This is a genomic window from Candidatus Omnitrophota bacterium (genome assembly GCA_016929445.1).
In the GTDB taxonomy this organism is placed as follows: domain Bacteria; phylum Omnitrophota; class Gorgyraeia; order JAFGIU01; family JAFGIU01; genus JAFGIU01.
Map to the genome: position 1 here is coordinate 1 of JAFGIU010000086.1, position 23,845 is coordinate 23,845.

At 55.0% G+C, this 23,845-nt stretch carries 21 protein-coding genes; 5 read left to right on the forward strand and 16 right to left on the reverse strand.

Annotation, left to right across the window (positions count from 1 at the left end; translation table 11 throughout):
• A partial coding sequence (locus tag JW937_07025) for an ATP-dependent helicase (GenBank protein MBN1587163.1) occupies positions 1-1,288 on the forward strand: 1,288 nt, incomplete at its 5' end.
• Here JW937_07025 and JW937_07030 read toward each other — a convergent pair.
• Together JW937_07030 and rpmG are read right to left on the reverse strand one after the other, a co-directional pair.
• The gene (locus JW937_07030; protein MBN1587164.1) at positions 1,285-1,422 is read right to left on the reverse strand and encodes a hypothetical protein; all 138 of its coding nucleotides are present in this window, start codon (positions 1,420-1,422) and stop codon (positions 1,285-1,287) included. The two genes, JW937_07025 and JW937_07030, sit on opposite strands and share 4 nt — an antisense overlap.
• Before the next feature lie 20 nt (positions 1,423-1,442).
• Positions 1,443-1,604, reverse strand: a complete 162-nt coding sequence (rpmG, locus tag JW937_07035; protein MBN1587165.1) for a 50S ribosomal protein L33 — start codon at positions 1,602-1,604, stop codon at positions 1,443-1,445.
• A 263-nt stretch (positions 1,605-1,867) separates the two neighbouring features.
• Here rpmG and JW937_07040 point away from each other — a divergent pair, with 263 nt between their 5' ends.
• Genes JW937_07040 through hemB form a run of 3 tightly spaced genes read left to right on the forward strand, consistent with a single transcriptional unit; the run spans position 1,868 to position 3,529 of the window.
• Positions 1,868-2,125: a Trm112 family protein gene (locus tag JW937_07040; protein MBN1587166.1), complete on the forward strand. Its 258-nt coding sequence runs from the start codon at positions 1,868-1,870 to the stop codon at positions 2,123-2,125.
• 22 nt (positions 2,126-2,147) lie between these two features.
• On the forward strand, positions 2,148-2,537 hold the full coding sequence (locus tag JW937_07045; protein ID MBN1587167.1) for an HIT family protein: 390 nt from the start codon (positions 2,148-2,150) through the stop codon (positions 2,535-2,537).
• Positions 2,537-3,529, forward strand: coding sequence for a porphobilinogen synthase (gene hemB / locus JW937_07050; protein ID MBN1587168.1), 993 nt, complete (start codon positions 2,537-2,539; stop codon positions 3,527-3,529). Before JW937_07045 ends, hemB begins: the two co-directional genes overlap by 1 nt.
• On the opposite strand, the gene ileS is transcribed toward hemB, so the two are convergent.
• The 11 genes from ileS to JW937_07105 form a co-directional block, all read right to left on the reverse strand.
• The gene (gene ileS, locus JW937_07055; protein ID MBN1587169.1) at positions 3,481-6,315 is read right to left on the reverse strand and encodes an isoleucine--tRNA ligase; all 2,835 of its coding nucleotides are present in this window, start codon (positions 6,313-6,315) and stop codon (positions 3,481-3,483) included. The genes hemB and ileS overlap by 49 nt on opposite strands.
• Positions 6,316-6,317: 2 nt before the next feature.
• A complete protein-coding gene (gene elbB, locus JW937_07060; GenBank protein ID MBN1587170.1) occupies positions 6,318-6,998 on the reverse strand; it encodes an isoprenoid biosynthesis glyoxalase ElbB in 681 nt (226 codons plus the stop codon).
• A 128-nt stretch (positions 6,999-7,126) separates the two neighbouring features.
• Complete coding sequence (locus tag JW937_07065; GenBank protein MBN1587171.1) at positions 7,127-7,762, reverse strand: metallophosphoesterase; 636 nt, start codon at positions 7,760-7,762, stop codon at positions 7,127-7,129.
• A gap of 17 nt (positions 7,763-7,779) precedes the next feature.
• On the reverse strand, positions 7,780-8,346 hold the full coding sequence (locus JW937_07070; GenBank protein MBN1587172.1) for an acyloxyacyl hydrolase: 567 nt from the start codon (positions 8,344-8,346) through the stop codon (positions 7,780-7,782).
• A gap of 34 nt (positions 8,347-8,380) precedes the next feature.
• Positions 8,381-9,205 carry a carbon-nitrogen hydrolase family protein gene (locus tag JW937_07075; GenBank protein ID MBN1587173.1) on the reverse strand — a complete coding sequence of 275 codons (825 nt, stop codon included), beginning with the start codon at positions 9,203-9,205 and terminating at the stop codon, positions 8,381-8,383.
• Positions 9,202-10,482, reverse strand: a complete 1,281-nt coding sequence (locus JW937_07080; protein MBN1587174.1) for an alkaline phosphatase — start codon at positions 10,480-10,482, stop codon at positions 9,202-9,204. The genes JW937_07075 and JW937_07080 overlap by 4 nt, the downstream gene beginning before the upstream one ends.
• Complete coding sequence (gene cydB, locus JW937_07085; GenBank protein MBN1587175.1) at positions 10,436-11,452, reverse strand: cytochrome d ubiquinol oxidase subunit II; 1,017 nt, start codon at positions 11,450-11,452, stop codon at positions 10,436-10,438. The genes JW937_07080 and cydB overlap by 47 nt, the downstream gene beginning before the upstream one ends.
• Positions 11,442-12,746: a cytochrome ubiquinol oxidase subunit I gene (locus tag JW937_07090; GenBank protein ID MBN1587176.1), complete on the reverse strand. Its 1,305-nt coding sequence runs from the start codon at positions 12,744-12,746 to the stop codon at positions 11,442-11,444. Before JW937_07090 ends, cydB begins: the two co-directional genes overlap by 11 nt.
• 1 nt (position 12,747) lies before the next feature.
• Positions 12,748-13,305, reverse strand: a complete 558-nt coding sequence (locus JW937_07095) for a lipid-binding SYLF domain-containing protein (GenBank protein ID MBN1587177.1) — start codon at positions 13,303-13,305, stop codon at positions 12,748-12,750.
• A gap of 91 nt (positions 13,306-13,396) precedes the next feature.
• Positions 13,397-15,766, reverse strand: coding sequence for a glycoside hydrolase family 65 protein (locus JW937_07100; GenBank protein MBN1587178.1), 2,370 nt, complete (start codon positions 15,764-15,766; stop codon positions 13,397-13,399).
• Positions 15,744-16,817: a hypothetical protein gene (locus JW937_07105; protein MBN1587179.1), complete on the reverse strand. Its 1,074-nt coding sequence runs from the start codon at positions 16,815-16,817 to the stop codon at positions 15,744-15,746. The genes JW937_07100 and JW937_07105 overlap by 23 nt, the downstream gene beginning before the upstream one ends.
• Before the next feature lie 214 nt (positions 16,818-17,031).
• On the opposite strand from JW937_07105, the gene JW937_07110 reads away from it, so the two are divergent.
• Positions 17,032-19,131, forward strand: coding sequence for a glutamine synthetase III (locus JW937_07110; GenBank protein MBN1587180.1), 2,100 nt, complete (start codon positions 17,032-17,034; stop codon positions 19,129-19,131).
• A 114-nt stretch (positions 19,132-19,245) separates the two neighbouring features.
• Here the strand turns inward: JW937_07110 and ppk2 are convergent, their stop codons facing one another.
• From ppk2 to JW937_07125, 3 genes are all read right to left on the reverse strand, one after another.
• Positions 19,246-20,010, reverse strand: coding sequence for a polyphosphate kinase 2 (gene ppk2 / locus JW937_07115; GenBank protein MBN1587181.1), 765 nt, complete (start codon positions 20,008-20,010; stop codon positions 19,246-19,248).
• Positions 20,011-20,437: 427 nt separating this feature from the next.
• The gene (locus JW937_07120) at positions 20,438-20,758 is read right to left on the reverse strand and encodes a hypothetical protein (protein ID MBN1587182.1); all 321 of its coding nucleotides are present in this window, start codon (positions 20,756-20,758) and stop codon (positions 20,438-20,440) included.
• Positions 20,759-20,834: 76 nt separating this feature from the next.
• The coding region (locus JW937_07125; GenBank protein MBN1587183.1) for an efflux RND transporter permease subunit at positions 20,835-23,845 on the reverse strand (3,011 nt) is incomplete at its 5' end.

Below are 23,845 nucleotides of genomic sequence, written 5' to 3' on the forward strand. Positions count from 1 at the left end.
GGGATCGGGAAAAACCCGCACCCTGACACAGCGTGTGGCAGAGTTGGTCCGCAGCGGAACTGCCCAACCTGAGCAGTGCCTGACACTCACCTTTACACGGCGCGCTGCCGAAGAAATGCGCAGCCGCCTGCAAAAGCTCCTTCCTGAAGAATGCGAACAGATCCCGGTCTGCACTTTCCACGGATTAGCCTATCGCATCTTGCAGGAGAACTACAACGCTGCCGGCCTTCCTCAAGGCTTTGAGGTGGTCGCTGAAAAGGACGCGGATCATAACGGTGTGCTCGACTATGAAGAATTGATGCGCCTTGCGCTCAGCGTATTGGAAGACAGCCCGGACCTCTGCGCGCAATACAGACAACGCTATGCCTGGGTTTCCATTGATGAGTACCAGGATATTGATGAGAGCCAGTACCGGCTTATCCGCTTGCTCGCACCGGACAAAGGCAATGTTTGCGTGATCGGAGACCCCGACCAGGCGATCTATCGCTTTCGCGGCGCGGATGTGGGATTCTTTCTGCGATTTGAGGAAGACTATCCAGGCGCCCGGAAGGTTTTTCTCTCGCGCAATTACCGCAGCGGCGAATCCATTTTCACCGCCTCCCGCCAAATGATGGCCCCGGGTTCCCTCCTGGAGGACCGGCAGGTGCAGGCGATCATCGAGGACACCGGCAAAGTCGTCCTGCATTGCGCCAAAACCGACAAAGCCGAGGCCGAGTTTGTGGTGCACCGCATCGAACAACTGATCGGCGGCACAACCTTCTTTTCCATGGACAGCGGCCGCAGTGAGGGAGACACCGAGCGCGAATATTCCTTTGCAGACTTTGCGGTGCTTGTGCGTGCCAAGGCTCAGCTTGATTGTCTGGAAGAGGCTTTGGAGAGATCAGGCATTCCCTATCAGGCCCCGGCCCGCGATCCCTGGCAGGATGTGGACGAATGGGACCCGCGCGCCGACCGCGTCTCACTGCTCACCCTGCACGCAGCCAAGGGTCTCGAGTTTCCTGTGGTCTTCATTACCGGTTGTGAAGAAGGCCTGCTGCCGATGAGTTGGGGTGGCAAGAGTTCCGAAGAGGAATTGGCAGAGGAACGCCGTTTGTTCTTTGTGGGGATGACCCGCGCAGAGGACCGGCTCTTTCTCTGCCACGCCAAGCGCCGGCTCTGGCAGGGAAAGATCCGGGAGCGCACTATCTCACGCTTCCTTCAGGATATAGAAGAACGCCTCTTGGAACACAGCTTGAGTGCCGCTCCTAAGAGGCGTTCGGATAATTCGCAACTAAATTTTTTTGACTAGAACCCGTCGCCGCGAGGGCAAAGCCCGTGGCGGTCTTTGTTCCGCAAAGATCGCTTGCGCTCCACAAGATGCCCTGCATCAGATCCTTCGCTGCGCTCGGGATGAATTCGGACCGTGAGTTGTGTTCGCTTCACTCCACAACTCACGTCCTCATTCACTTGGCTTCTTTGTAGAGGACGTGCCGTCTGACCACGGGATCGTACTTCTTGATCTCGATCCGGTCCGGCGTGTTGGTCTTGTTCTTCCGGGTAGAGTAGTAATGCGGGCTCTCAGTGCTCTTCAACCGGATAACGATGCGTTTTACTGCCTTGGCCATGACTTTCTCCTTGTCCGTACGAAAGTGAGCATCATAATCATATCCAGCCCAAAAATCAAGCTCTTAGGGACAGGTCTCGCCTACCCATTGCGCTGAAAGCAGTTACGGGAGGCCCGTCCCCCCTCAACGCCATCGGGGCTGGCGGAAGCGAGGGGACGGTTCTCGTGTAACTCCATCCACCCGTTGGGGATGGAGAGAACCGTCCCTGGAGTGTGGAGTGGTGTACAATAGGAGGCCATAAAGGAAGGAGTCCGGCCGTGCCCATTGACAAAGAATTGCTGAATATTTTGTGTTGCCCCACCACCAAGGTCCCGGTTAAGCCTATTTCCGAGGATCAGGTGCAAAAACTCAACGAAATCATCAGCCGCCATGCGCTTCAATATGTAGACGGAAGACCGGTCGAGGGAACTGTCCAAGAGGGCCTCATCACCGAAGACGGAAGGACCATCTATCTGATTAGCGACGGCATCCCGGTCATGCTTCCCGAGCTCGGGATCGCCGCGGATCAGTTGCAGGACTAATCCCTTTCAGGAGAGAACCCCTATGCCAAGTATCTTCACTCGAATCATCCGGGGAGAAATCCCCTGCCACACAATTCTGGAGGACGACCGGTATTTTTCCTTCTTAGATATCCGGCCGGTCAAAACAGGACATACCTTGGTCATCCCCAAACAGGAAGTGGATTATCTTTTTGATTTGGACGAGGAACTGTTGAGCGGACTCATGGTTTTTGCAAAGCGAGTGGCCGTGGCCCTCAAAACAGTCGTGCCCTGCAAACGCGTAGGGCTGATGGTCGCGGGCTTGGAAGTCCCGCACGCTCACGTACACCTCATCCCCATGAATGCAATACCGGATCTCAGTTTTGCCAATGCCCGGGAGGCCTCCCAAGACGAGCTTGCCCAGCTCGCTGAAAAGATACGGGCCCGTCTTTAATGAACCCCCTTCCCATTCGTCCCAGAAGGAACCGGCGCACCGCTGCGATTCGCGCCCTGTTACGCGAAACCGCGCTGCAACCCTGCGACCTGGTTTTGCCTCTGTTCGTGCAGGAAGGAAAACAGCGCAGCACACCTATCCCGTCTCTTCCCGGATGTGCAAGGCTAAGTCCCGACCTGATTCTGCGGGCTGCGACCGAGGCCTTCGAGCTCGGCGTCCTGGCTGTGGCCCTTTTCCCCGTGCTCGCCGAATCCCTCAAGGACAAGACCGCCACGGAATCCAAGAACCCAAAGGGATTATTACCTCGGACAATCAAACTTCTGAAGCAGGACTTGCCGGAGCTCAGCGTCATTGGGGATGTGGCCATGGATCCCTATTCCATTGACGGCCACGACGGCTTAGTGGAAGACAACAAAATCCTCAACGACCCAACTCTGGAGATCCTGGGAGACATGGCTTTGAATCAAGCTGCGGCCGGCGCCGATTGGCTGGCGCCCTCAGACATGATGGACGGCCGCGTCGGACACCTGCGACGCGTCCTGGACGAGAACGGTTTTGAGGAAGTCGGTATTCTCTCCTATGCAGCCAAATACGCGTCCTCTTTATACGGCCCTTTTCGGGAGGCCCTGGACTCTGCCCCGCGCACGGGCGACAAAAAGACTTATCAAATGGATCCTGCCAATGTGCGCGAAGCTCTTCGCGAAGTCAGGCTGGATGTGGCCGAAGGCGCCGATATTGTGATGATTAAACCCGCGCTTCCCTATTTAGACGTTATAGCCAGAGTCAAGGCCGTGGTTGACGTTCCCGTGGCAGCCTATCACGTGAGCGGGGAATACAGCATGGTTATGGCTGCGGCAGAAAAAGGCTGGCTGGACGGGGATGCGGTCATGGCCGAGATGTTACTGGCTATCAAGCGGGCGGGGGCGGATTTAATCTTTAGCTACTACGCCACAGAGATGGCAAGATCCCTCTCCACATCCGAACAACGCTGACAAAGCTCTGGATTATCCAGGGTCCCCACTTCAGGAGTGTATTTCCAACAGCGCGCACATTTTCGACCAGAGGCGCGGCGAATACGCACTGTTAGATCTTCTTCACTCATTTCAGCGCCGCATTCAGCCTCTCCAAAGCCCACACCCGAGACAATCAAGCCCAGCTTGAGAGCCTCTGAGTTTGCTTGCAGAAACTCCTGAAGTTCCGGGTCGGAAGACCGCACGAACACTTCGCAATCCAAGGGGCTGCCCACATCTTCCGTTGCGCGCATTTTTTCCACAGCCAAGTCGGAGACCCTGCGCACCACGCGGATGGTGGCCCAACGCTCTATAGCCTCTGTGTCACAATCGCCCCACAAACTCTCATCCCAGAGGGCCTCGTGCACACTGGTGCCCGGATCAAAGGTGCGCCAGACCTCGTCCGAGGTATATACCAAGATCGGAGCAGTCAGCAGGCAGAGTGACTTGGCTACGCGGAAAAGCGCGCTCTGAGTGGATCTTCGCTGAGGGCTGTCCGGATGGTCACAGTAAAGCCGGTCCTTGAGCACATCCAGATAAAAAGAACTCAGATCCGAAATACAAAAATCATAGATGAGCTGGTAGATCCGGTGAAAACGGTATTCGTTATAGCAATTGACGACTTCGCCCGCCACCTGGCTGAGTCGACTGAGAATCCAACGGTCCACTTCATCCATTTGATCAAAAGGCACGCTGTGCACCTTGGGATCAAAATCATTGATATTTCCCAAGAGATAGCGGAAGGTGTTGCGAATCTTCCGGTAGGCCTCCGACATACGCGCAAGGATTTCCGGGCCGACACGCACATCATTGTTGGTATCGCAAGAAGAGACCCAAAGGCGCAGGATATCGGCGCCGGACTCTTTCATCACGTCCAGCGGACTCACTACATTGCCCATACTCTTGGACATCTTCCGGCCTTCGCCGTCCATGACAAATCCGTGCGTGAGCACCTGTTTAAAGGGCGCCATCCCGCGCAAAGCCACCGCAGTAATCATTGAGGTCTGGAACCAACCCCGGTGCTGGTCCGAGCCCTCCAAATAGAGCTCGGTCGGAAAACCCAGCGCATGGCCCTGTTCCAAAACCGCCTGATGACTCACACCGGAATCAAACCACACATCCAGAATGTCCGTTTCCAGTTCAAAGTCGTCCAGGCCCTCGGCTCCCTCAGGGAAAAAATATTCCTTAGGCTGTTTGAACCAAGCGTCCGCACTTTCCTTTTGGAAGACTTCCAAAACGCGCTGTTGGAACTCGGGAGGGCAATACACCTCGCCGCTGGTTTTGTGCTTGGCCACGGGAACCGGCACCCCCCAGAGGCGCTGGCGCGATAGACACCAATCAGGCCGCGTCTCCATCATGCCCATAATCCGGTTCTTCCCCCAATCCGGGAACCACTCAGTCTGCGAGGAATCCTCAATGATATTAAGGATGCGCTCGCGCAAGTTCTCGTGGTCCACCTTGAGAAACCATTGTGGCGTGGAGCGCACAATCACCGGAGTCTTGGTGCGCCAGCAAAAGGGGTACGAGTGCGAATGCTGCTCAACCGCGTGCAAATACCCCTTGGATTCCAGGTGCCGGACGATGACCGGGTTAGCCTCAAAGACTCCGACACCCTGAATCTTGAGATCCTCGCCCGGGTCCTCCGTGAAGCGCCCCTTGTGATCGACCGGGGAAAGAATGGGCAAACCGTTTTGAAGATGGCCATGGAAATAATCTTCCTCTCCGTGGCCCGGGGCAATGTGCACAATACCGGTTCCGTCCTCACCGGACACATAGTCCGCCAGAATCGCGCGCCCTTTGCGCGGGCAAAAAGGGTGCTGGTATTCCGGAACCCGCCGCACTATTTCAGAGCCGGTATAAACAGCACGGCGCTCAATGGATTCGATCCCGAATTTCTCCTTAAGGCGCCCGGCTAAAACTGCGGCGCAGATAAAGATCTGTTTGTTATTGACCCAATACACGCCGTACTCCAAATGCTCGTTCAGTGCCACCCCCACATTGGCCGGCAAAGTCCACGGGGTGGTGGTCCAGATCAAGTAAGAGACCGGAGTCCCGGCTGAAACACCCCACTCCTGCAAAAGAGCGGTGTCGAGTCCGGCAATGGGCACAGGAAAACTCACATAGATCGCCTGCGAGACCTTGTCTTGGTATTCGAGCTCCGCTTCGGCCAATGCGGTTTCCGCACCAATGGACCAAAACACCGGCTTTTCTCCGCGATACACGTAGCCTTTGTTGTAGAGCTCATAAAAAGCCCCGGCAATGGAGGCCTGGTATTGCGGATTCATCGTGAGATACGGATCCTCCCAAGTCCCGAAGATCCCCAAACGCTGGAATTCCGCCTTCTGCAATTTGACATATTTGCCCGCGTAGGCCCGCGCCTGCTTCCGGAATTCATTTTGGTCAACCTGGTCCTTTTGCTTGCCCTGCTCTTTGAGAAGCGCTGCCTCAATAGGCAGGCCGTGGCAATCCCAACCCGGCACATAAGTAGTGCAATAACCTTGCATGGTCCGGAACTTGACGATCATGTCCTTCATCGTCTTATTCAAGGCATGGCCGATATGGATATGGCCGTTTGCGTAAGGCGGGCCGTCGTGCAGGATAAAGCGTTTGTCGCGGGTACGGACTTGCTCCCAAAGCCGCTTTTCCAAACCCTCCTCTTCCCACTGCTTGTATCGCTGAGGCTCGCGCACGGCAAGAGAAGCCTTCATGGGAAACGAAGTCTTGGGCAAATTCACTCTGTATTTCTTCTTTTCCGGATCTTGACCCATGATTAAGTGCTTACCTGTGCTTTCTTGAGAAGTTTTATGAGCGCGCCCACTGCCCTTTCGGCGCCTTCGGCGATCTGATCAATACTGGAGTCATACATGTAGCAAGGTGAGGTGACAACCTTCTGTTCGGCGTCAATCACGATATCCGTAGGCCCGGCATCCACTGGACTGGCCCCCATGTTCCTGAGGGCGGCATTGACTGCGGCGTCATTGCCTATGGTGAGTTCCACTCCGGGAAGGAGTCTTCCCAACACTACGGGCGCAATACAGAGCGCGCCAATGGGCTTCCCGGCAGCATGAGTGGCCTTCACAGCATTTTCAACATCGGCCTGGACCGAGCATCGATCCCCATTATCGATAAAGTCCGAAAGATTGGCTGCCGCCCCAAAGCCGCCGGGCAGGACCAAGGCATCGAAGGCTGCGGCATTGTATTCGGAAAGGGGCAGAATTTGACCGCGCGCAATACGGGCGGACTCAACAAGCACATTGCGCTCTTCCTGAACCATTTCCTGGGTCAGGTGATTGCTCACATGGTGCTGCGGACTGTCCGGGGCAAAGCACTGGTAGCTGGCTCCTGCTTTACGGATGGCCAACAGGGTCAGCACCGATTCCTGGATTTCGGATCCATCCATAAATCCGCATCCTGAAAGGATTACTGCAAATCTCGGATTCGTCGCACTCATCGTCTACCTCGCCGTAACTCTATATTTTAGAGGATGTTTGAATCCACATTGTAATGAGCCCCAATAGCCTTGTCAAAACAGACGGTGTCAGGCACTGGTGCCTGGCACCGGTGCCTGGCACCAAGAACTTAGATGATGGGTTGGTAGGCGCGGCGGGCGGGGACACTCACAATCTGCCGCTCAGGGAGGATCACTGCGGAGAGCCTTTTGCCGTAAACACAACCGGAATCCAGTCCAATGACATTCTCACGCACCACCAGGCCCTGGGCCGCCCAATGTCCGTGCACAACCAGCTTCGGATCCGTGTAGAATTCCCACCAGGGCTCGCCCTCAGGTTCCACCGTACGCAACCGGACGAGATCGTCTGCACACTGCTCGTGCACAGGAATCCCCGGCCTCAAACCCGCATGCACCACAAGATAATCGGGATGCTCAATGTAATAGGGCCAGCCGGCAATAAAGTTCATGTAATTGTCCAGCCCAGCACCCATATCCCGCACCGCATCCTGCTGGTACTCGGTAGTCAGGGAATCCAGCTGCCTATTTTGCCAGCGCTTCAAAAGAGAAAGGTCGTGATTTCCCATCACGACCTTTAAATTCGGCAAACTCATAGCTAGGTCCAGGACCTTCTTAGTATAAGGCCCCTTACAAACCAAATCCCCGACTGAGATCAAGGTATCCTCATCCGAGGCCCCGACCTTCCCGAGCAACTCCTGCCACTCTTCGTAGCACCCGTGAATGTCGCCAAAGATAATAGTGCGCAAAGACTTTCGCTGGCCCGCTAGTAACGGTAATTCACTTCCAGCGTGCCGTAGTCCAACCCGGGATTTCTCGTGTAGATATCGGCATTGGACATGTGTTGGATCCGGAATCCGGTACTCCACCTATCTGTAAACCGGTACCCCACACCCAAATGGCTTGTAATTTGAAAGGGACCCCCGAGGTCTTCTCCGCCAATGCGGTCCTCGGCAATAACAGTGGGGGCAGTCCCCGCCTCAACCCACCACTTTTGCCGGCCAAACCTTAAGGCGGGCCCCAAATAAACATAAACCCCGCTGTCCCCGCCGGTGCGCATCATTCCCAGCGCAGCATTTGCCCGCACTCCCAGCAATCCTTGGGAATCAGGCCACTCCAGGGCCCAGGGCAACGGAATGCTTCCCTGCACTTCGTACAGATGAAACTCTTTTGACTCGCTGGCCTCCCCTGCCCCGACCCGAACTCCCAGTTCCGCCGGTTCGTTCTCAGCAGACCAGCATAACCCTGCAAAGGTTGAAGAAAAGACAACTGCAACAAAGATCAATAACCCGACACGATTCATACCGGCCATTGTAATGGGAAGGCCGCTCATTGCAAAGGCAAAATACCTGCCTTATCAATAGCAATTACAGTTTCCGATGCTGAAGACTGGGGAGCTGTCGCCGAATACCGGAAACCACCTCGGGATCCACTGTCGCCACAGCCACCCCTTCCCCCTCCGCGCATTCAGCCAATACACTGCCCCAAGGATCGGCAATCAGCGCATGGCCGTAAGATTCCCGTGTCCCAAAATGATGGCCTGTCTGCGCCGCAGCCAGAACATAGGACTGGGACTCAATGGCCCTGGCCCGCAGCAGAACGTGCCAGTGATGTTTCCCCGTAGTCATGAGGAAAGCCGCAGGAACGGCAAAGGCCACTGCCCCCTTATCCACCAACCGCCTGTAGAGTTCAGGGAATCTCAAATCATAACAGATCGAGAGCCCCAACCCGCCGAAAGGAGCCGGACTCACCACCACGTCTTCTCCGGCTTCGGTGTGTTCGGATTCCCTGGAGCTGGTTCCGTCATCCAATTGAATATCAAAGAGATGGATTTTGCGATACACGCTGAGAATCTGACCCTCACGATTCAGATGCACACAAGCATTCCGCGTTTTGCCTGAAACAGACCCTCTCTCCGGAAAGCCTGCCAAGACCAATTCACTCCCCACCGCCCGCGCAAGATCAGAACAAAAGGAGAGTATCGGCCCGTTCTCCTCCAGCGACTCTGCAACCCCTGTCTTCTCCTTGTCCGGAGACATACAGGCAAAACCCTCGGGCAGGACAATGAGTTCCGCGTCCTGTCGCGCGGCTTCCCGCACAAGCGCTTCCGCCACACCGAGGTTGGCTTCCACATCTGGCGTGGAATTCATTTGCACAACAGCAACCTGAACCGGACGGACGTCTTGAATCACTCCAGCCCCTCAACGTTCTTTTTTAGGTGGGTTTTGATGAAGCGGTAGATATCGGTGTTTTCAAGCGTACCGTGGACTTCCCCGGAACCCGCACCCCAAGCATAAAGCACAATATCCGTGCCCGTGTGCAAAGCCGAGCCCATCTGGGAAACAGAGGGACGGGTGTCGTCCTCCATGCGCGGCCTAACTCCGGGCCCGGTCGCGAAACTCATCACCGGAACTCCGCCGGGCCATTGGGCTTCCCCGCGAATCCCCTCCGCGTGGGTGGGATACCCATTCAGGGCAAAGCCGCCGGTCTCATGATCCGCGCAAACCAAAACCATCGTTCGACTCTCATCCACACGGCCGATCACATGATTGACGACAGAGTCCAGGGCCAGCACCTCCTGAATTGCCGCAACCGCGCGATTCCCATGCGCAGCGTGATCAATGCGGCCGCCCTCAATTACCAGCAAATACGGACGCCTCTTCGCCTCCATAAACTCCAGAGCCCAGGCGCTCATCTGCAACAAGGTGGGCGCCCCCTCCCTATCCGTTTCCAGGAGTTCAAAGGGCAGATGCTCTTCCGCAAAAATTCCCAGCACCCGCGCAACCTCCCATGGCTTGTGCTTTATCAGATCCGGTTGGCTTCTAAAGACAGTCCAGCCCGCCAGATCGACCCCCCGGCGGAAATACTGCTCCCCTCCGCCCATTAGCAGAACCAACGAACTCTTCGATGCCTGCTGAGCGATCTCATACTCGGCCTCGCGATTCGTATGGTGCGCATAGAAAGCCGCCGGAGTGGCATTCGTCACGCTGGTATTGGTTACCACGCCCACGGATATCCCCCAGCGCGCACCCCACTCCGTAAGATTCTCCAGATCCCTCCCAGCGCCTTTGCGTTCGCGAGCATCCGCTCTCATCCCCAGAATACCGACAGCGGTCTTTTCCCCGCAGGACATGGCCGTTGCTGCCGCTGCGGAATCGGTAACGATATAGTCCCGGGCATAGGTGCGAACCAAAGCCGTGCGAGGCAGGCTGTCCAAAGCCAGGGTTCCGGAAGCTCCCTCAGAATCAACGCGCGCGGCTGTCACAAATGCAGGTCCCATGCCGTCGCCCACAATAAGGATCACGTTATGGCCGGAGGTGCTGGAGGTGTCGGAAACAGCTTCCTGGGCACACACACTGCTGCTTCCGATGAGGAGAAAAAGACAAACCAGGGAGAGGAAGGGACGAAGCCTCAAACGGACCTCAGTAGCTTTCTTCTGTAAGAACCACTTTACCCTTGAAAACCACATAGATAAAGGCAGTGTACGCAATCACCAGGGGCATGCCGATTCCCGCAATAATCAGCATCACCATTAGAGTGCGCGGTGTGGAGGAGGCATTGTAGATGGTCAGACTGTAGGCCAAATCCGTGCTGGCCGGCACCATTCTGGGAAACATCGCAACCGCGCACATAACGATTACACCGACAATATTCACACAAGAAGCCACAAAGGCCTTACCAAACCTGCCCGCCTGACTGAACACGGGAATCAAAACCAATGCCGGGCACCACACTAAGAACATCAGATAGAATAAGGGGCGACCGAGCAGCGCAGCCAGGGCATGTTTGGCAGCAAAGAGTGTGGCAATCATGGTGATTAAATAGAGTACGATGAAGACGATCCAAGTCCTGCTCGCCCAGCTCTTCATACGCGCCTGCAAATCCCCCTCGGTCTTCATCCCCATGTACAAGGAACCGTGCAGGATAAACATCACCAAAGAGAGCAACCCCACCAGCAAGGCATAAGGATTGAGCAACCCGAGAAAATTACCGGTAAAGACCCAATCCTTTGTGAGAGGCAAACCCTGCACAATATTCCCAACCGTCACACCGTATAGAAGCGCCGGCACAAAACTCCCCAATCCAAAGGCCCAATCCCAAGACTTGCGCCAACGAGGGTCCTCAACCTTGGAACGGAACTCCAGAGAGACCGCTCGAAAGATAAGGGCCACCAGCAACAGCATAAAGGCTAAGTAAAAGGAGCTAAAGACTGTGGCATAAACCGGAGGGAAAGCTGCAAACAGCGAACCGCCTGCGGTAAGCAACCAAACCTCGTTACCGTCCCATACCGGTCCTATGGCATTCATGTGGATGCGCTTCTCCTCATCCCCCTTGGCAAATAAGGACAAAACCCCGACACCCAAATCAAAGCCGTCCAGTATTGCGTAGCCGCTAATCAACACCATAAACAAAATGAACCAGATGAGATTAAGATCCATGTTTCACTTCCTTGACCATCAGGAACAAGTACAGCGCTCCCAGGAGAATGTAAATAAAACTGAACAGAATCGTGGAAAACAGAATCTCTCCGGCCGAAACCGTAAGCGAGGCAGCCTCGCTGGTACGCAAAACTTTATAGACAATCCAAGGCTGCCGTCCGACCTCCGCAGTGACCCATCCAAACTCGCATGCAATCAAAGGCAACGGAATGGCCCCGATCAAAAGCTTCAGATACCATCTGGAATCCCAAAGCCGGCGCCGCCACAGCAAGAAGGTTCCCAACATCATCGCGGCAATAAAAAACAACCCCAGGATCACCATATTGTGGAAAGAGACAAAGGTCATCCATAACGGCGGAATCTCGTCTTCCGGAAATTCATTGAGGCCTTTGATCTCCGCATTGGAATCCCCGTAGACCATCCAGCTCGTCAATTTGGGGATTTCAACACGCGCGAGAAGTTTCGGCGGATCGGTTTTCACCAACCCGAACAGAACCAAAGGCGCTCCCTGCTGAGTTTGATAGAGACCTTCTATCGCTGCGAACTTCTCCGGCTGCGTGCGCGCCACCTGCCGGGCGTGTTCATGCCCCGTCGGATAGAGAGCCATTAGCGATACGAAAAGACCAGAGATAATAGCGATTCGGAGAGTCTTGCGGGCCATGGGGTTCTCGCGATTGCGCAACAGGAGATAAGCAGAGACCCCGGCCATAAGAAAAGCACCCGAAATCAAACAAGCATCCAGAGTGTGGTAGAAACGATACCACATGGATGGATTGAACACCGCCTCGGCAAAGCTCGTGAGCTCGGCCCGGCCGTTTCGCACAACAAAACCGGCCGGAGTCTGCATCCAGGAATTGGCAACCAGTATCCAAAAAGCACTGATCGTGGCGCCAACTGCCACCATAAGGATGGCAAACCAATGCACGGCTTTGGATACTTTGTTGCGGCCAAAAAGATAGAGTCCCAGAAAACCGGACTCCAGGAAAAATGCAAAAACAGCTTCGGCCGCCAGCGGTGCGCCAAAGATATCCCCCACAAACTTTGAGTATTCAGCCCAGTTCGTGCCGAACTGGAATTCCATCACCACACCCGTGGCAACGCCCACCGCAAAGGTAATGGCCAAAAGTTTTGCGAAAAACTTGCCGGCAGCCACATAGTCGGGATCGTTCTTCCTCCACCCCAGACCTTCCACAATCACCAGAAGCCAGGCCAGACCGATGGTCAAAGGAGGAAACAGGAAGTGAAAGCCAATGGTAATCGCAAATTGAATGCGGGAAAGAAGGACAGGATCCATGCTACATTTCCAGAGGTCTGTAGGTAAATTTCTGGCCGCCCACGGAAGCCTCGTACATCAAGCCCCCCTTGGCCATGGTAAAAACCGCCACTCCGCCGCTGTAATCGGCATCTGCGGAAGCTCCCATGGTCACCGCCACAGCCGAAACCTGGGCACCCAACTCAAAATTCTCGTTCTTAAAATAATCGAAGGAAGTCTTGTCTTTGAAGAAAATGATTTCACTGTAGGCCTGGCCACCCAGCTGCCAACCAATACTGAGTTGAGTCAGACTAGTCCGCCCCACCGGCGTATGATTTACGTAAACCAAACCGGAACCATGGGCCCCGCCAATGCCGATTCCTGCCTTGCCCACGGTGGGAAAAACCGCGTAGCCATAGGCCTTATCAAAGAAGTCCTTGAGCTCCGGATCCTTTTCTTTGAAGGTTTGGATGGCCCGGTCACAACTTTCCGCCAGTTTATCCTGCTTGCGCGGATCCCATCCAAAACCCGCCTGAACCGGGGATACGGACACACAAACAAAACAGGCAAGAACCAACACTGTGATGCTCAAGCGATTCATAACACCTCCTGCTGATAAAAGAGAACTCTCTCAAAAACCGTCTTATCCTACACTTCTTTTCAGGGCCTCCGCAAGGAAGCTCTACGGGTCCTCAGAAGACACTCTCGCTCGTCCCCCGGGGGCGGATTTCCCTGCAAACAGGCACTCCTTCAATCAAATCCAACACTTCGCCCTGGTGTTCGATTGTCAGGCCTGCCCCCTTCTGTAAGCAATAGGACGCCTGGTCTTTCTGAATATCGACAATCAGGTCCTGGCCGCGAACTCTCAAAGGAAACTTGATCCCTGCTTCCTCACCACCCGGATTTTCCGGATCAAAGCGAATACGGCCGTTATAGTCGCGCAAACCTGCAAACCCATAAACCAATGCCATCCAAGTCCCCCCCATAGAGGCAATGTGGCAACCATCCCGGACATTACCTCCCACATCGGAGAGATCCATGAGCAAGGCGTACCTAAAGTAGTCCAAGGCTTGTCGCCGGTATCCCAGCTCAAAAGCCATAATGGACTGGATACACACCGAAAGTGAGGAATCACCTGTAGTCAGCGGATCGTAGAAATCGAAATTCCGCTTCTTTTGCTCCCAAGAAAACTCGTTGCCCAGCAAAAACATCGCCAACACAATATCGGCCTGCTTGATAACCTGATGGCGATAGATCACAAGAGGATGATGATACAAGAGCAGCGGATATTTCTCTAACGGAGTGTCCCAATCCCAGGGTTTCTTGTCCAAAAAGTTGTCGTCTTGCGGATGGATTCCCAGATTGTCGTCATACGGGATGTACATGTTCCCGGCTGCTTTTTCCCAATTGGCAATTTCAGTATGATCCAGCATGGTTTTGCTTATAAGCTTCTCGTACAGACCGGGTTTTACTTCTTGGAGTTCAGCTAATGCGGAAATCGCATAGCGGAGATTTTCCCGGGCCATCAAGTTGGTAAAAGTGTTGTTGTCCACAACCGTGTTGTACTCGTCGGGGCCGGTCACACCGTGAACACAAAACTTTCCTCCGCGCCGCTCGGAGAAGAAGCCCAAATCCACCCAAAGGCGCGCCGTTTCGATGAGCATTTCCGCACCGTATTCATATAGAAAATCCCTATCACCGGTCACATCAACATACTTCTTCATTGCATACATGATGTCCGCATTGATGTGGTACTGGGCTGTACCGGAAGCATAGTAAGCGCTCGCCTCTTCCCCATTAATAGTACGCCAGGGATAGAGCGCTCCTTTCTGGTTCACTTGCCAAGCCCGGACACGCGCCTTGTCCAGCATTTGATACCGGTGCAACAGCAAGTTCCTGGCCACCCTAGGGTTTGTATAGATCCAAAAGGGAAGCACGTAAACCTCAGTATCCCAAAAATAGTGGCCGTGATACGCCTCACCCGTCAGACCCTTTGCCGCCACTCCCGTTCCTTCGGCTTTTCCTGTCGCCTGGAGAATATGAAACAGATTAAAGTTCACGCACTGCTGTGCGGCCTGGTCCACAGACCCGACGTGGACATTGCTCCTGTTCCAGAACTCCTGCAACGAATGCTCCTGCTCCTGGAGAATGGCATCAAATCCCTGGTCCATAGCCCGATCCAACGTTCTTTCTGCGCGGGCCGCGACCTCCCGGTGAGACACTGTCGCCGTGGTGTGGTAACTCACATATTTTCGAAGGCGGATAGGGATCCCGGCCTCTGCCTGCACAGAGTAGACGACCTGGCCGCCGTCCTTGTCCGCCAAGGCCTTCTTCTTAACATAGCAATTTGTATCCATTTGGTGATCCATAGCGCAGGCCAATGTGAGACCGCTATTTGCGGTCTTGTAGCAAAGCACAATGCGCTCTTTTTCCACTTTGCGCGCCTGAGCCAGGAGCACTCGATGGCCAAGCACCGGCGCCTGCCGGGGGTCGTTTTCCCCTGTCCTGGTCTTTTGTTCTGTGACAGCTTCGGAGGAAATAGTGACCGAGGCCGCATCATTTAACACTGTAACCTCATAACTGATCGCCACAAGATGCTTCTGCTCAAACGATACCATCCTTACAGAGGACAACTGAATCTGCTTGCCGCGAGGTGTCTCCCAAAGAACGTCTCTGGTCAACAGGCCCTTTTTCATATCAAGGATACGTCTGTAGTCGAGAATACGGGCCCTGCTGAGCTCAAAGGGTTCGTCGTCCACATAAAGCCGGATGATCTTTGCATCCGTAACATTAACGATAGTCTGCCCATTACGCGCATAACCATAGGCATCTTCACCATAAACGATGGGATAGGATTCGTAGAACCCATTGATGAAGGCCCCGCTCAAATAGGTCGGGGAGTCCTCAACAAAATTACCTCTCATTCCCAAGTAACCGTTTCCCAATGAAAAAATACTCTCATTCTGAGCTAACCACTGGGGAGAATACTCCGTTTCGATGATCTTCCAGTCCTCCAAGGGATAAACACTGCGGGGAGGATTAACGGTCTTGTGTCGAAGCATAGCTGTCCCACTCTGTTAATTGGTTAAGAAACCCGGCAATCTTGTCCGCAGCCAAACGATGCCCGGCCTCCGTCAGATGGATGCCATCTCGAAAGAGCGCCGAGCCCGTTTCGGGCTGAAAAAAGACCGGAAATAGATCCAATAGAGGCACATTCAGTCGCGTGCAAAGTGTATCCATTTGGCTCTGCGGAAGCAATACATATTCCCGGTTCCGGCGCAGCAGTCCCGCATCAAGTTGAGGCTCAAACGGTACGCTCACCACACAAAGCTTTGCGCCCCTTTGCGCTGCGACTGATTTCATCTCCTCCAGCAGAACGCCAAACTCTTCCCACTTTTCCGGCTTCCAGGCATTGGCCATATCAGGCCGGTTCTCCCAGGGAAAGGCATCTTGGCGCACTTGCCGCAATTCGCCCCGCATCCGCCATTCCAGCTGCAAGCGGGACAGAAGATAGCTCCGCGCTGTCATGCGATCCCAGATTGTCCTTGTCCTGAGGCTGCGCCGGGCCTCGGGGGTCATGAGAAAATTCATCTCTGCGTCAAAGGTGTGGAGAAAGCGGTGGTGATCGTTCAGACAGTGAATCAGCAGAATGCAATCGGGTTCCAGCGGCAACAACCACTGTTTGAGGAAAAGAAGCTCTTGGTAGGTGGTGTAACCGGGAACGGAGGCATTAATGATCTCCAGACTGGAATGACCCCGCAGACTTTCCTCTAAATAGTCGACCAGGCCAGGCCGGTCCCAGGCAATCGAGTCCCCCAAAACAAGCAGCCGTTGGCGCCCGGGGGGCTTGGGAATCTCCAGATCGCCGTGGCGGATTGAAAACCGGTTTATGTCCGGGTGGGCCGGGTTGAGGCGGTAGCCCAGTTCCGGATCGGATAGGAGCCACTGCATGGCACCCAACTTCGAATAGGGCGTTTGGGCGAACTCATTTTGCAGGCTGATCCAGGCCTGCCGAAGGCTCCCGTCCACATAGACCCGGGTGATGAATTCGGCCTGAAGAAAAAGGCAAATAAATACTATCCCATTTATTAACAATAACTTGAGAAGTTTCACAATCCCTCCGCAGGTCCTCCCGGCCGATTCGCTCAATTCTACCAGATTCGGTGTCAGGCACTGGTGCCAGGCACCGGTGCCTGGCACCGGGCTCAATTTTCGCTGGCGCTCCCTAAAATTCTCTCTATAATGTTGCGAACGGTTCTGCTGGCCCCACCCCAGTTTATATAAGTATCCCTGACAACTTAAGGAGAGCAGCGCCATGGCTGATCTGATGAATCTGACCGAAGTTTTTGGGTCCAATGTCTTTAATGACAAGACCATGAAGGAGCGTCTTCCCAAAGACGCCTATGTTTCCCTGAAGAAAACCATCGCCGAAGGCACTCCGCTAAGCCCGGATATCGCCGACATCGTTGCCAATGCCATGAAGGATTGGGCCATCGAAAGAGGGGCCACGCACTACACTCACTGGTTCCAACCCCTCACCGGTTCCACGGCAGAAAAGCATGATTCCTTTATTTCCCCCACCGAAGACGGCGGAGTCGTGATGGAGTTCTCCGGCAAGCAGCTCATCCAGGGCGAACCGGATGCTTCCTCCTTTCCGAGCGGCGGCCTGCGCACCACCTTTGAAGCCCGCGGCTATACGGCCTGGGATTGCACGTCCCCTGCCTTCCTTAAAGAAGACGCCGCCGACAATGTTACGCTCTGCATCCCCACTGCCTTCTGCTCTTACACAGGAGAAGCGCTGGACAAGAAGACCCCTCTGCTGCGTTCCATGGACGCAATTAATAAGCAGGCCATTCGCGTCCTAAGGGCGCTGGGCAATGCAGACTCAAGAAAGGTTTTTCCCACATTGGGCCCGGAACAGGAGTACTTCCTGATCGACAAGAAGTACTTTGATGAGCGTTTGGATTTGATTGTGTCCGGACGCACGCTTTTCGGCGCGCCCGCGCCCAAGGGCCAGGAAATGGAGGACCAGTACTTTGGCTCTATTAAAGACCGTATTGCCGCATTCATGAAAGAGGTCGATACGGACCTGTGGAAAATGGGAGTTACGGCCAAAACCAAGCACAACGAGGTGGCCCCCTCCCAGTACGAAATGGCGCCCTTCTTCACCAGCGCCAATATCGCCGCGGACCACAACCAGCTCGTGATGGAGACCATGAGGAAAGTTGCCTTAAGACACGGCCTTGTGTGCTTATTGCACGAGAAGCCTTTTGCCGGCGTCAATGGGTCCGGCAAACACAATAACTGGTCCCTTTCTACAGATGACGGTCTTAACCTGTTGGAACCAGGTGCAACCCCGCACCAAAATCAGCAGTTCTTGATTTTCCTCAGCGCCGTGCTCATGGCCCTGGATCGTCATGCTGATATGCTGCGCGCTTCCGCTGCCAACCCGGGCAATGACCACCGCCTGGGAGCCAACGAAGCCCCGCCGGCGATCATCTCCGCGTTCTTGGGCGAAGAACTCACGGCTATCCTGGAAGACATGGCCAAGGGGGCCAAGTCCTCCAGCAAGGGCGCCCGGTTCTTGACCGTTGGGGTGGATAGCTTACCGCCTCTTCCGATGGACAACACGGACCGCAACCGGACCTCGCCATTTGCCTTCACGGGCAACAAGTTCGAGTTCCGTATGGTGGGGTCTTCGGCCTCTATCTCGGGACCTTCGGTCATCCTCAACACGATTGTAGCCGAGGCCTTGGATGAAATCGCCACGCGTCTGGAAAAGGCCAAAGACATCAACGGGGAAACCACTGCGATTGTCCGCGAGATTTATGAGAAGCACGGCAGAGTTGTTTTTAACGGCAACAACTATTCCGAAGAATGGGTGGCGGAGGCTAAGAAGCGCGGCCTGCCGAATATTGCCTCCGCAGTCGAGGCGCTGGCCTGTATGAATAGTAAGCAAGCCGTCGACCTCTTCTCCAAATACAAGGTGCTTTCCAAGGAAGAGCTCCACTCCCGCACGGAGATCTACTTGGAGCACTATTCCAAGTGCATCAATATCGAAGCCCTTGCAGCAGTCGACATGGTCAAGAAGCAGTACATGCCTTATGTGATTCGCTACACGGCAAATCTGGCGGACACGATTGCCAAACTTGAGGCCATCAAGACCGGTGCAGAAGTCCCCCGGGAGATTCTCCAAGAAATCTCCGCGCTTGTAAGCTCTGCCAAAGCCCGGCTATTTACCTTGGAAAGCGAACTCGCCAAGGCCCAGAAGGCGAAGGAGAACGCGGAAACCCAAGCCAAGGCTTACAGAGACAAGGTTCTCCCGGCAATGACCCAACTCCGCGAGGATATCGATACTCTGGAAACGCTGCTGCCCGAGAGCGGCTGGCCGGTTCCCACTTACGCCGCCATGTTGTTCAAGGTGTAACACCGGTTACAAATAACTGTCATTGCGAGGAGCGAAAGCGACGAAGCAAGCTGTGCCCCGCACAGATCCCCACGTCGCTTTTGCTCCTCGGGATGATGCCTTCGAAAGTTATCTCTAAATCTTGGGGAAGCAGTCTTCGCGGTGGAAGTAGCTGCGCGCCGAGCCTACAATGAGCGGATCCGGCTGAATGACCACGCTCTTGTCTTTGTTCGGATAAGGCAGGTGGTGCAGCAAATGCCGCATGGTATTGATGCGGCCCCTTCTCTTGTCATCCGTCTTCACCACGGTCCAAGGCGCATCCGCAGTATCGGTATAGAAGAACATCGCTTCCTTGGCATCCGTATATTCATCCCACTTATCCATGGACGCCTCGTCAATCGCGCTCAACTTCCATTGCTTTAACGGATCCTTCTTCCGGGATTTGAAGCGGTCCTTTTGCTCCTCTTGCCCCACGGAAAACCAAAACTTGAATAAACGGATGCCGCTGTTCACCAACATCCTTTCCAACTCCGGGACCTGGCGCAGGAATTCGCGGTAGTCCCCGGCAGTACAAAAACCCATCACGCGCTCCACACCCGCCCGGTTATACCAAGAACGGTCGAAGAAAACGATTTCACCAGCGGTGGGAAGATGCTCAATATAGCGTTGGAAATACCACTGGCCCCGCTCCTCGGCCGTGGGTTTTTCCAAGGCGACCACCCGCGCACTTCGGGGATTGAGGTGTTCCATAAAGCGCTTGATCGTGCCCCCCTTGCCGGCCGCGTCCCGGCCCTCGCAAAGAACCACAATTTTTTCGCCGGTCTTGCGGACCCAATTCTGCATTTTTAGGAGCTCCACCTGCAAATCGTTCTTGAGCCGGTCGTACTCCTTGCGCTTCATGCTCTCTTTATAGGGATATTCGCCGGTGAGGAAGAGTTCTTGCAACCACTCGGGGTCGAGTTCCTCATGGGTAATAGAGGACTTTCCGTTGCCATTCCCATTTACGTTCAACTTGCCGTTGCCCCCGTTAACGGGCACCCGCAAGTCACGGACTCGAATGCTCCGGGATTTTTTCTCTTTGTCTGCCACCTGTCCTCTCCTTTGCCCCTCCTTTCTGGAGGGGATATCATTGTATCAAGAAGCCCGCCGTTGGTGGAACCGCAAAGCAGTTTTTTATAAACCAACTTATTACAATCGGTTACGATACTCATTTCCCGCCGGTTTAGCTAATCCTCTTGAGAAGGAGCCCAAAAGGCCGGGTCCTGAGGGACAGCCCCCAGGACCCGCCAAAACGTCGATTTTTCAGCCAATCTTATGGCTTAAGGGTTCAGTTCTTCGTGCGTTTTTCATCCATTTCCTTCATCGCATCCAGCTTGGTCAAATACTTCCTGGGATTCTGCCTGAACTCGGCTTCGCAACCCTGGCAACAGAGCTCGACCTGGCGCCCCTCGTATTCGATCACATAGGGCTTGCCCATTGCCCCGATAGGCCCGCCGGACACGGGGCAAACCTTGGCCATTTGCTCCGGCATTCCGCTGCCCATATCACCCGAGCTCATGTCTTCATGACCCATGCCGGCCCACGCAAAAGAACCCGCACCCGCCATAATCACAACCACCGCAATCGCCAGCAACCACTTGGACTTCATGTTGTTCTCCTTTGTTGATTGATGGGGACACACATTCCCGATCCACAGATCCTTCTCCGCCATGAATCGTGGCAGATCAGGAGGACAGCCTGCGCAAGCGCCGCTCCTGCACCGCACAGTAAAGCGTCGGAACCACAAATACCGTAATGACTACTGCCAACATTCCTCCAAAAGACGGAATCGCCATTGGCACCATCACATCCGCCCCGCGCCCGGTCGACGTAAGCACCGGCAGCAAAGCAAGCAGCGTAGTGGAAACCGTCATCAGACATGGACGAATCCTGCGTTCGGCACCTGCCAGAGTCGCTTCCCGAATTTCCTGCACGCTCCGTAATTCGCGGTTCTTGTAGGATTTGTCCAAGTACGTAGCCATGATCACCCCGTCATCTGTGGCAATACCGAACAGCGCCAGAAAACCCACCCACACGGCCACACTGAGATTAACGGGGTGGATTTGAAACAGATTTCTCAGGTCCACGCCGAAGAGGTTCAGATCTAGAAACCAGGGCTGGCCGTAAAGCCACAGCAAGATAAACCCTCCTGCCCACGCCACAAAGATCCCCGAAAAGACCAGGAAGGTCACAGTCACGGAGCGGAACTGAAAGTATAGTATGATGAATATCATAAACAATGCCAAGGGAAGAATCACGGTCATGGTCTTGGCGGAACGCAATTGATTTTCGTAACTGCCGGCAAAGCTGAAGCTGACTCCGGCAGGCAGGCTCCATTCCCCGCTATTCCTTTTCGCCTTCAGATATGCCTTGGCTTCTTCGACCACATCCACTTCTGCCTTGCCGGACTTCTTGTCGAACACCACATACCCCGTGAGAAACGTGTCCTCGCTCTTGATCATCTGCGGGCCGCGTTCGTATTTGATGATTGCAAGTTGCTCCAAAGGGATCTGCGCTCCGCCGGGCGTGGGCACAAAGATCCGGCCCAGAGACTCGATACGGTCCCGCAATTCTCTCAGGTACCGCACCCGTACCGGGTACCGCTCGCGTCCTTCTACCGTCCTTGTCAAAACTACGCCGCCGATCGCCACTTCAATCACATCCTGGACACTGCGGACCGATACCCCATACCGGGCCGCAGCCTCGCGGTCAATTTCGATTTCCAAATAGGGCGTGCCTACTACGCGGTCCGCGATCACGGCAGAGGGTTCCACGGACGGCACTTCTTTGAGATAGCGTTCGATCTCGAGCCCGACACGCTCGACAGTCTGCAGGTCCGGGCCCTTCACCTTCACCCCCATAGGCGCCCGCATCCCGCTTTGAAGCATCACAATGCGCGCGGCGATCGGCTGGAGCTTGGGCGCCGAGGTCGTGCCCGGTACCTGTGCGGCCTCCACGATTTCCTTCCAAATATCGTCCGGGGTTTGGATATGATCCCGCCACTGGCGAAACGGCTGCCCATGCCGGTCCGGGATCAATTCTCCGTTTTCGTCTCGCGCAAAATCCCGCGCGCGCCGGTCGTAGCGGAACCGGATCGGGTTTCCGTCTTTGTCGCTCACAAACTGGGATTTATAATTGATTACGGTTTCGATCATGGACACGGGCGCCGGATCCAGAGGGCTTTCCGCCCGCCCGATCTTCCCGACCACGGACTCCACTTCCGGAATCGCCCGGAGAGCCATATCTTGCTTTTGCAGAATGTCCAGGGCCTCGCCAATGGATGCGTGCGGCATCGTGGTGGGCATGTAGAGAAAGGAGCCTTCATCCAAGTTGGGCATAAACTCCCGGCCCAAATTCATCCAGCACATCAGTCCCAAGAACACCACTCCCGTAGGAATGAGCAAGAATTGCCGTTTGTGATCCAGGCACCATCCCAGCCACACAGTATACCGGCGCTGAAGCATCCCAAAACCGGCAAGAATTACGCCGACAACAATCGCTACGAAAAGGAAATTCAGCGCAAAACTCCGTTCCAGTCCCAAGGGCATCCAGTGCCGGCTTAAAAATATTCCGAGCACCACCACAAGAAGCCCCGCCCACAAGGATTGCCGGGGGTACCAACGCCGGGTCTTGGGCGCTGTGTTCCTGCGAAACAGAATTGCAGCCAGGCTGGGAATCACGCTCAGCGCGACAATCACCGACGCAATGAGCGCAAAGGTCTTGGTGAAGGCAAGGGGGCGAAACAGCTTTCCTTCCGGGCCGATCATGGCAAACACAGGCAGAAAGCTGACCACCGTAGTGATAACCGCGGTCAGGACCGCGCTGCCGACCTCGCTGCTTGCGCGAAACACGATGTCCCGCATATCGGACCCGGGAGGGGCTTCATCGCGATGTTTGAGGATGTTTTCGCACACCACGATTCCCATATCCACGATAGTGCCGATGGCAATGGCAATGCCGGAAAGCGCCACGATGTTGGCATCCACCCCGAAATGCTTCATGCCAACAAAACACAGCAAGACCGCCAGAGGCAGAACCAGGGAGATCAGTAAGGAACTGGCCAGATGCCCCAAGACGACCAAGATGACGATAACGGTGATGAGGATTTCGTCCGTGAGCGCGGAGTTCAGGGTGCCGAGCGTTTCATAAATCAAGCCCGAGCGGTCGTAAAATGGCACCACACTCACTTGACTCGTTGTGCCGTTCTCAAGTTTCCTGGCCGGCAAACCGGGTGAAATTTCCCGGATCTTGTCTTTGACGCGCTTGATCACGGCCAAAGGATTTTCCCCGTGGCGGACCACGACCACGCCGCCCACCGCCTCGGCCCCCTCCTTGTCGAGAGCGCCCCGTCGCAAGGCAGGCCCCAGACTCACATGGGCCACATCCTTGACAAAGAGGGGCACTCCGTCCTGCGCAGCAACAACTGTCATCTCTAAATCGCGCACGCCCTTCACAAAACCGAGGCCGCGAATCACGTACTCCACCTTATTGACTTCAATGGTGCGAGCGCCCACATCCGCATTGGAGCGGCGCACCGCAGTGTACACTTCATCGAGGCTCACTCCATAGGCGCGCATCGCGTCCGGGTCCACATCGATCTGGTATTCTTTAACAAAGCCCCCGATCGACGCCACCTCGCTCACTCCCTCCACCGCCTGCAGGGCGTAGCGCACCTGCCAGTCCTGCACGCTGCGCA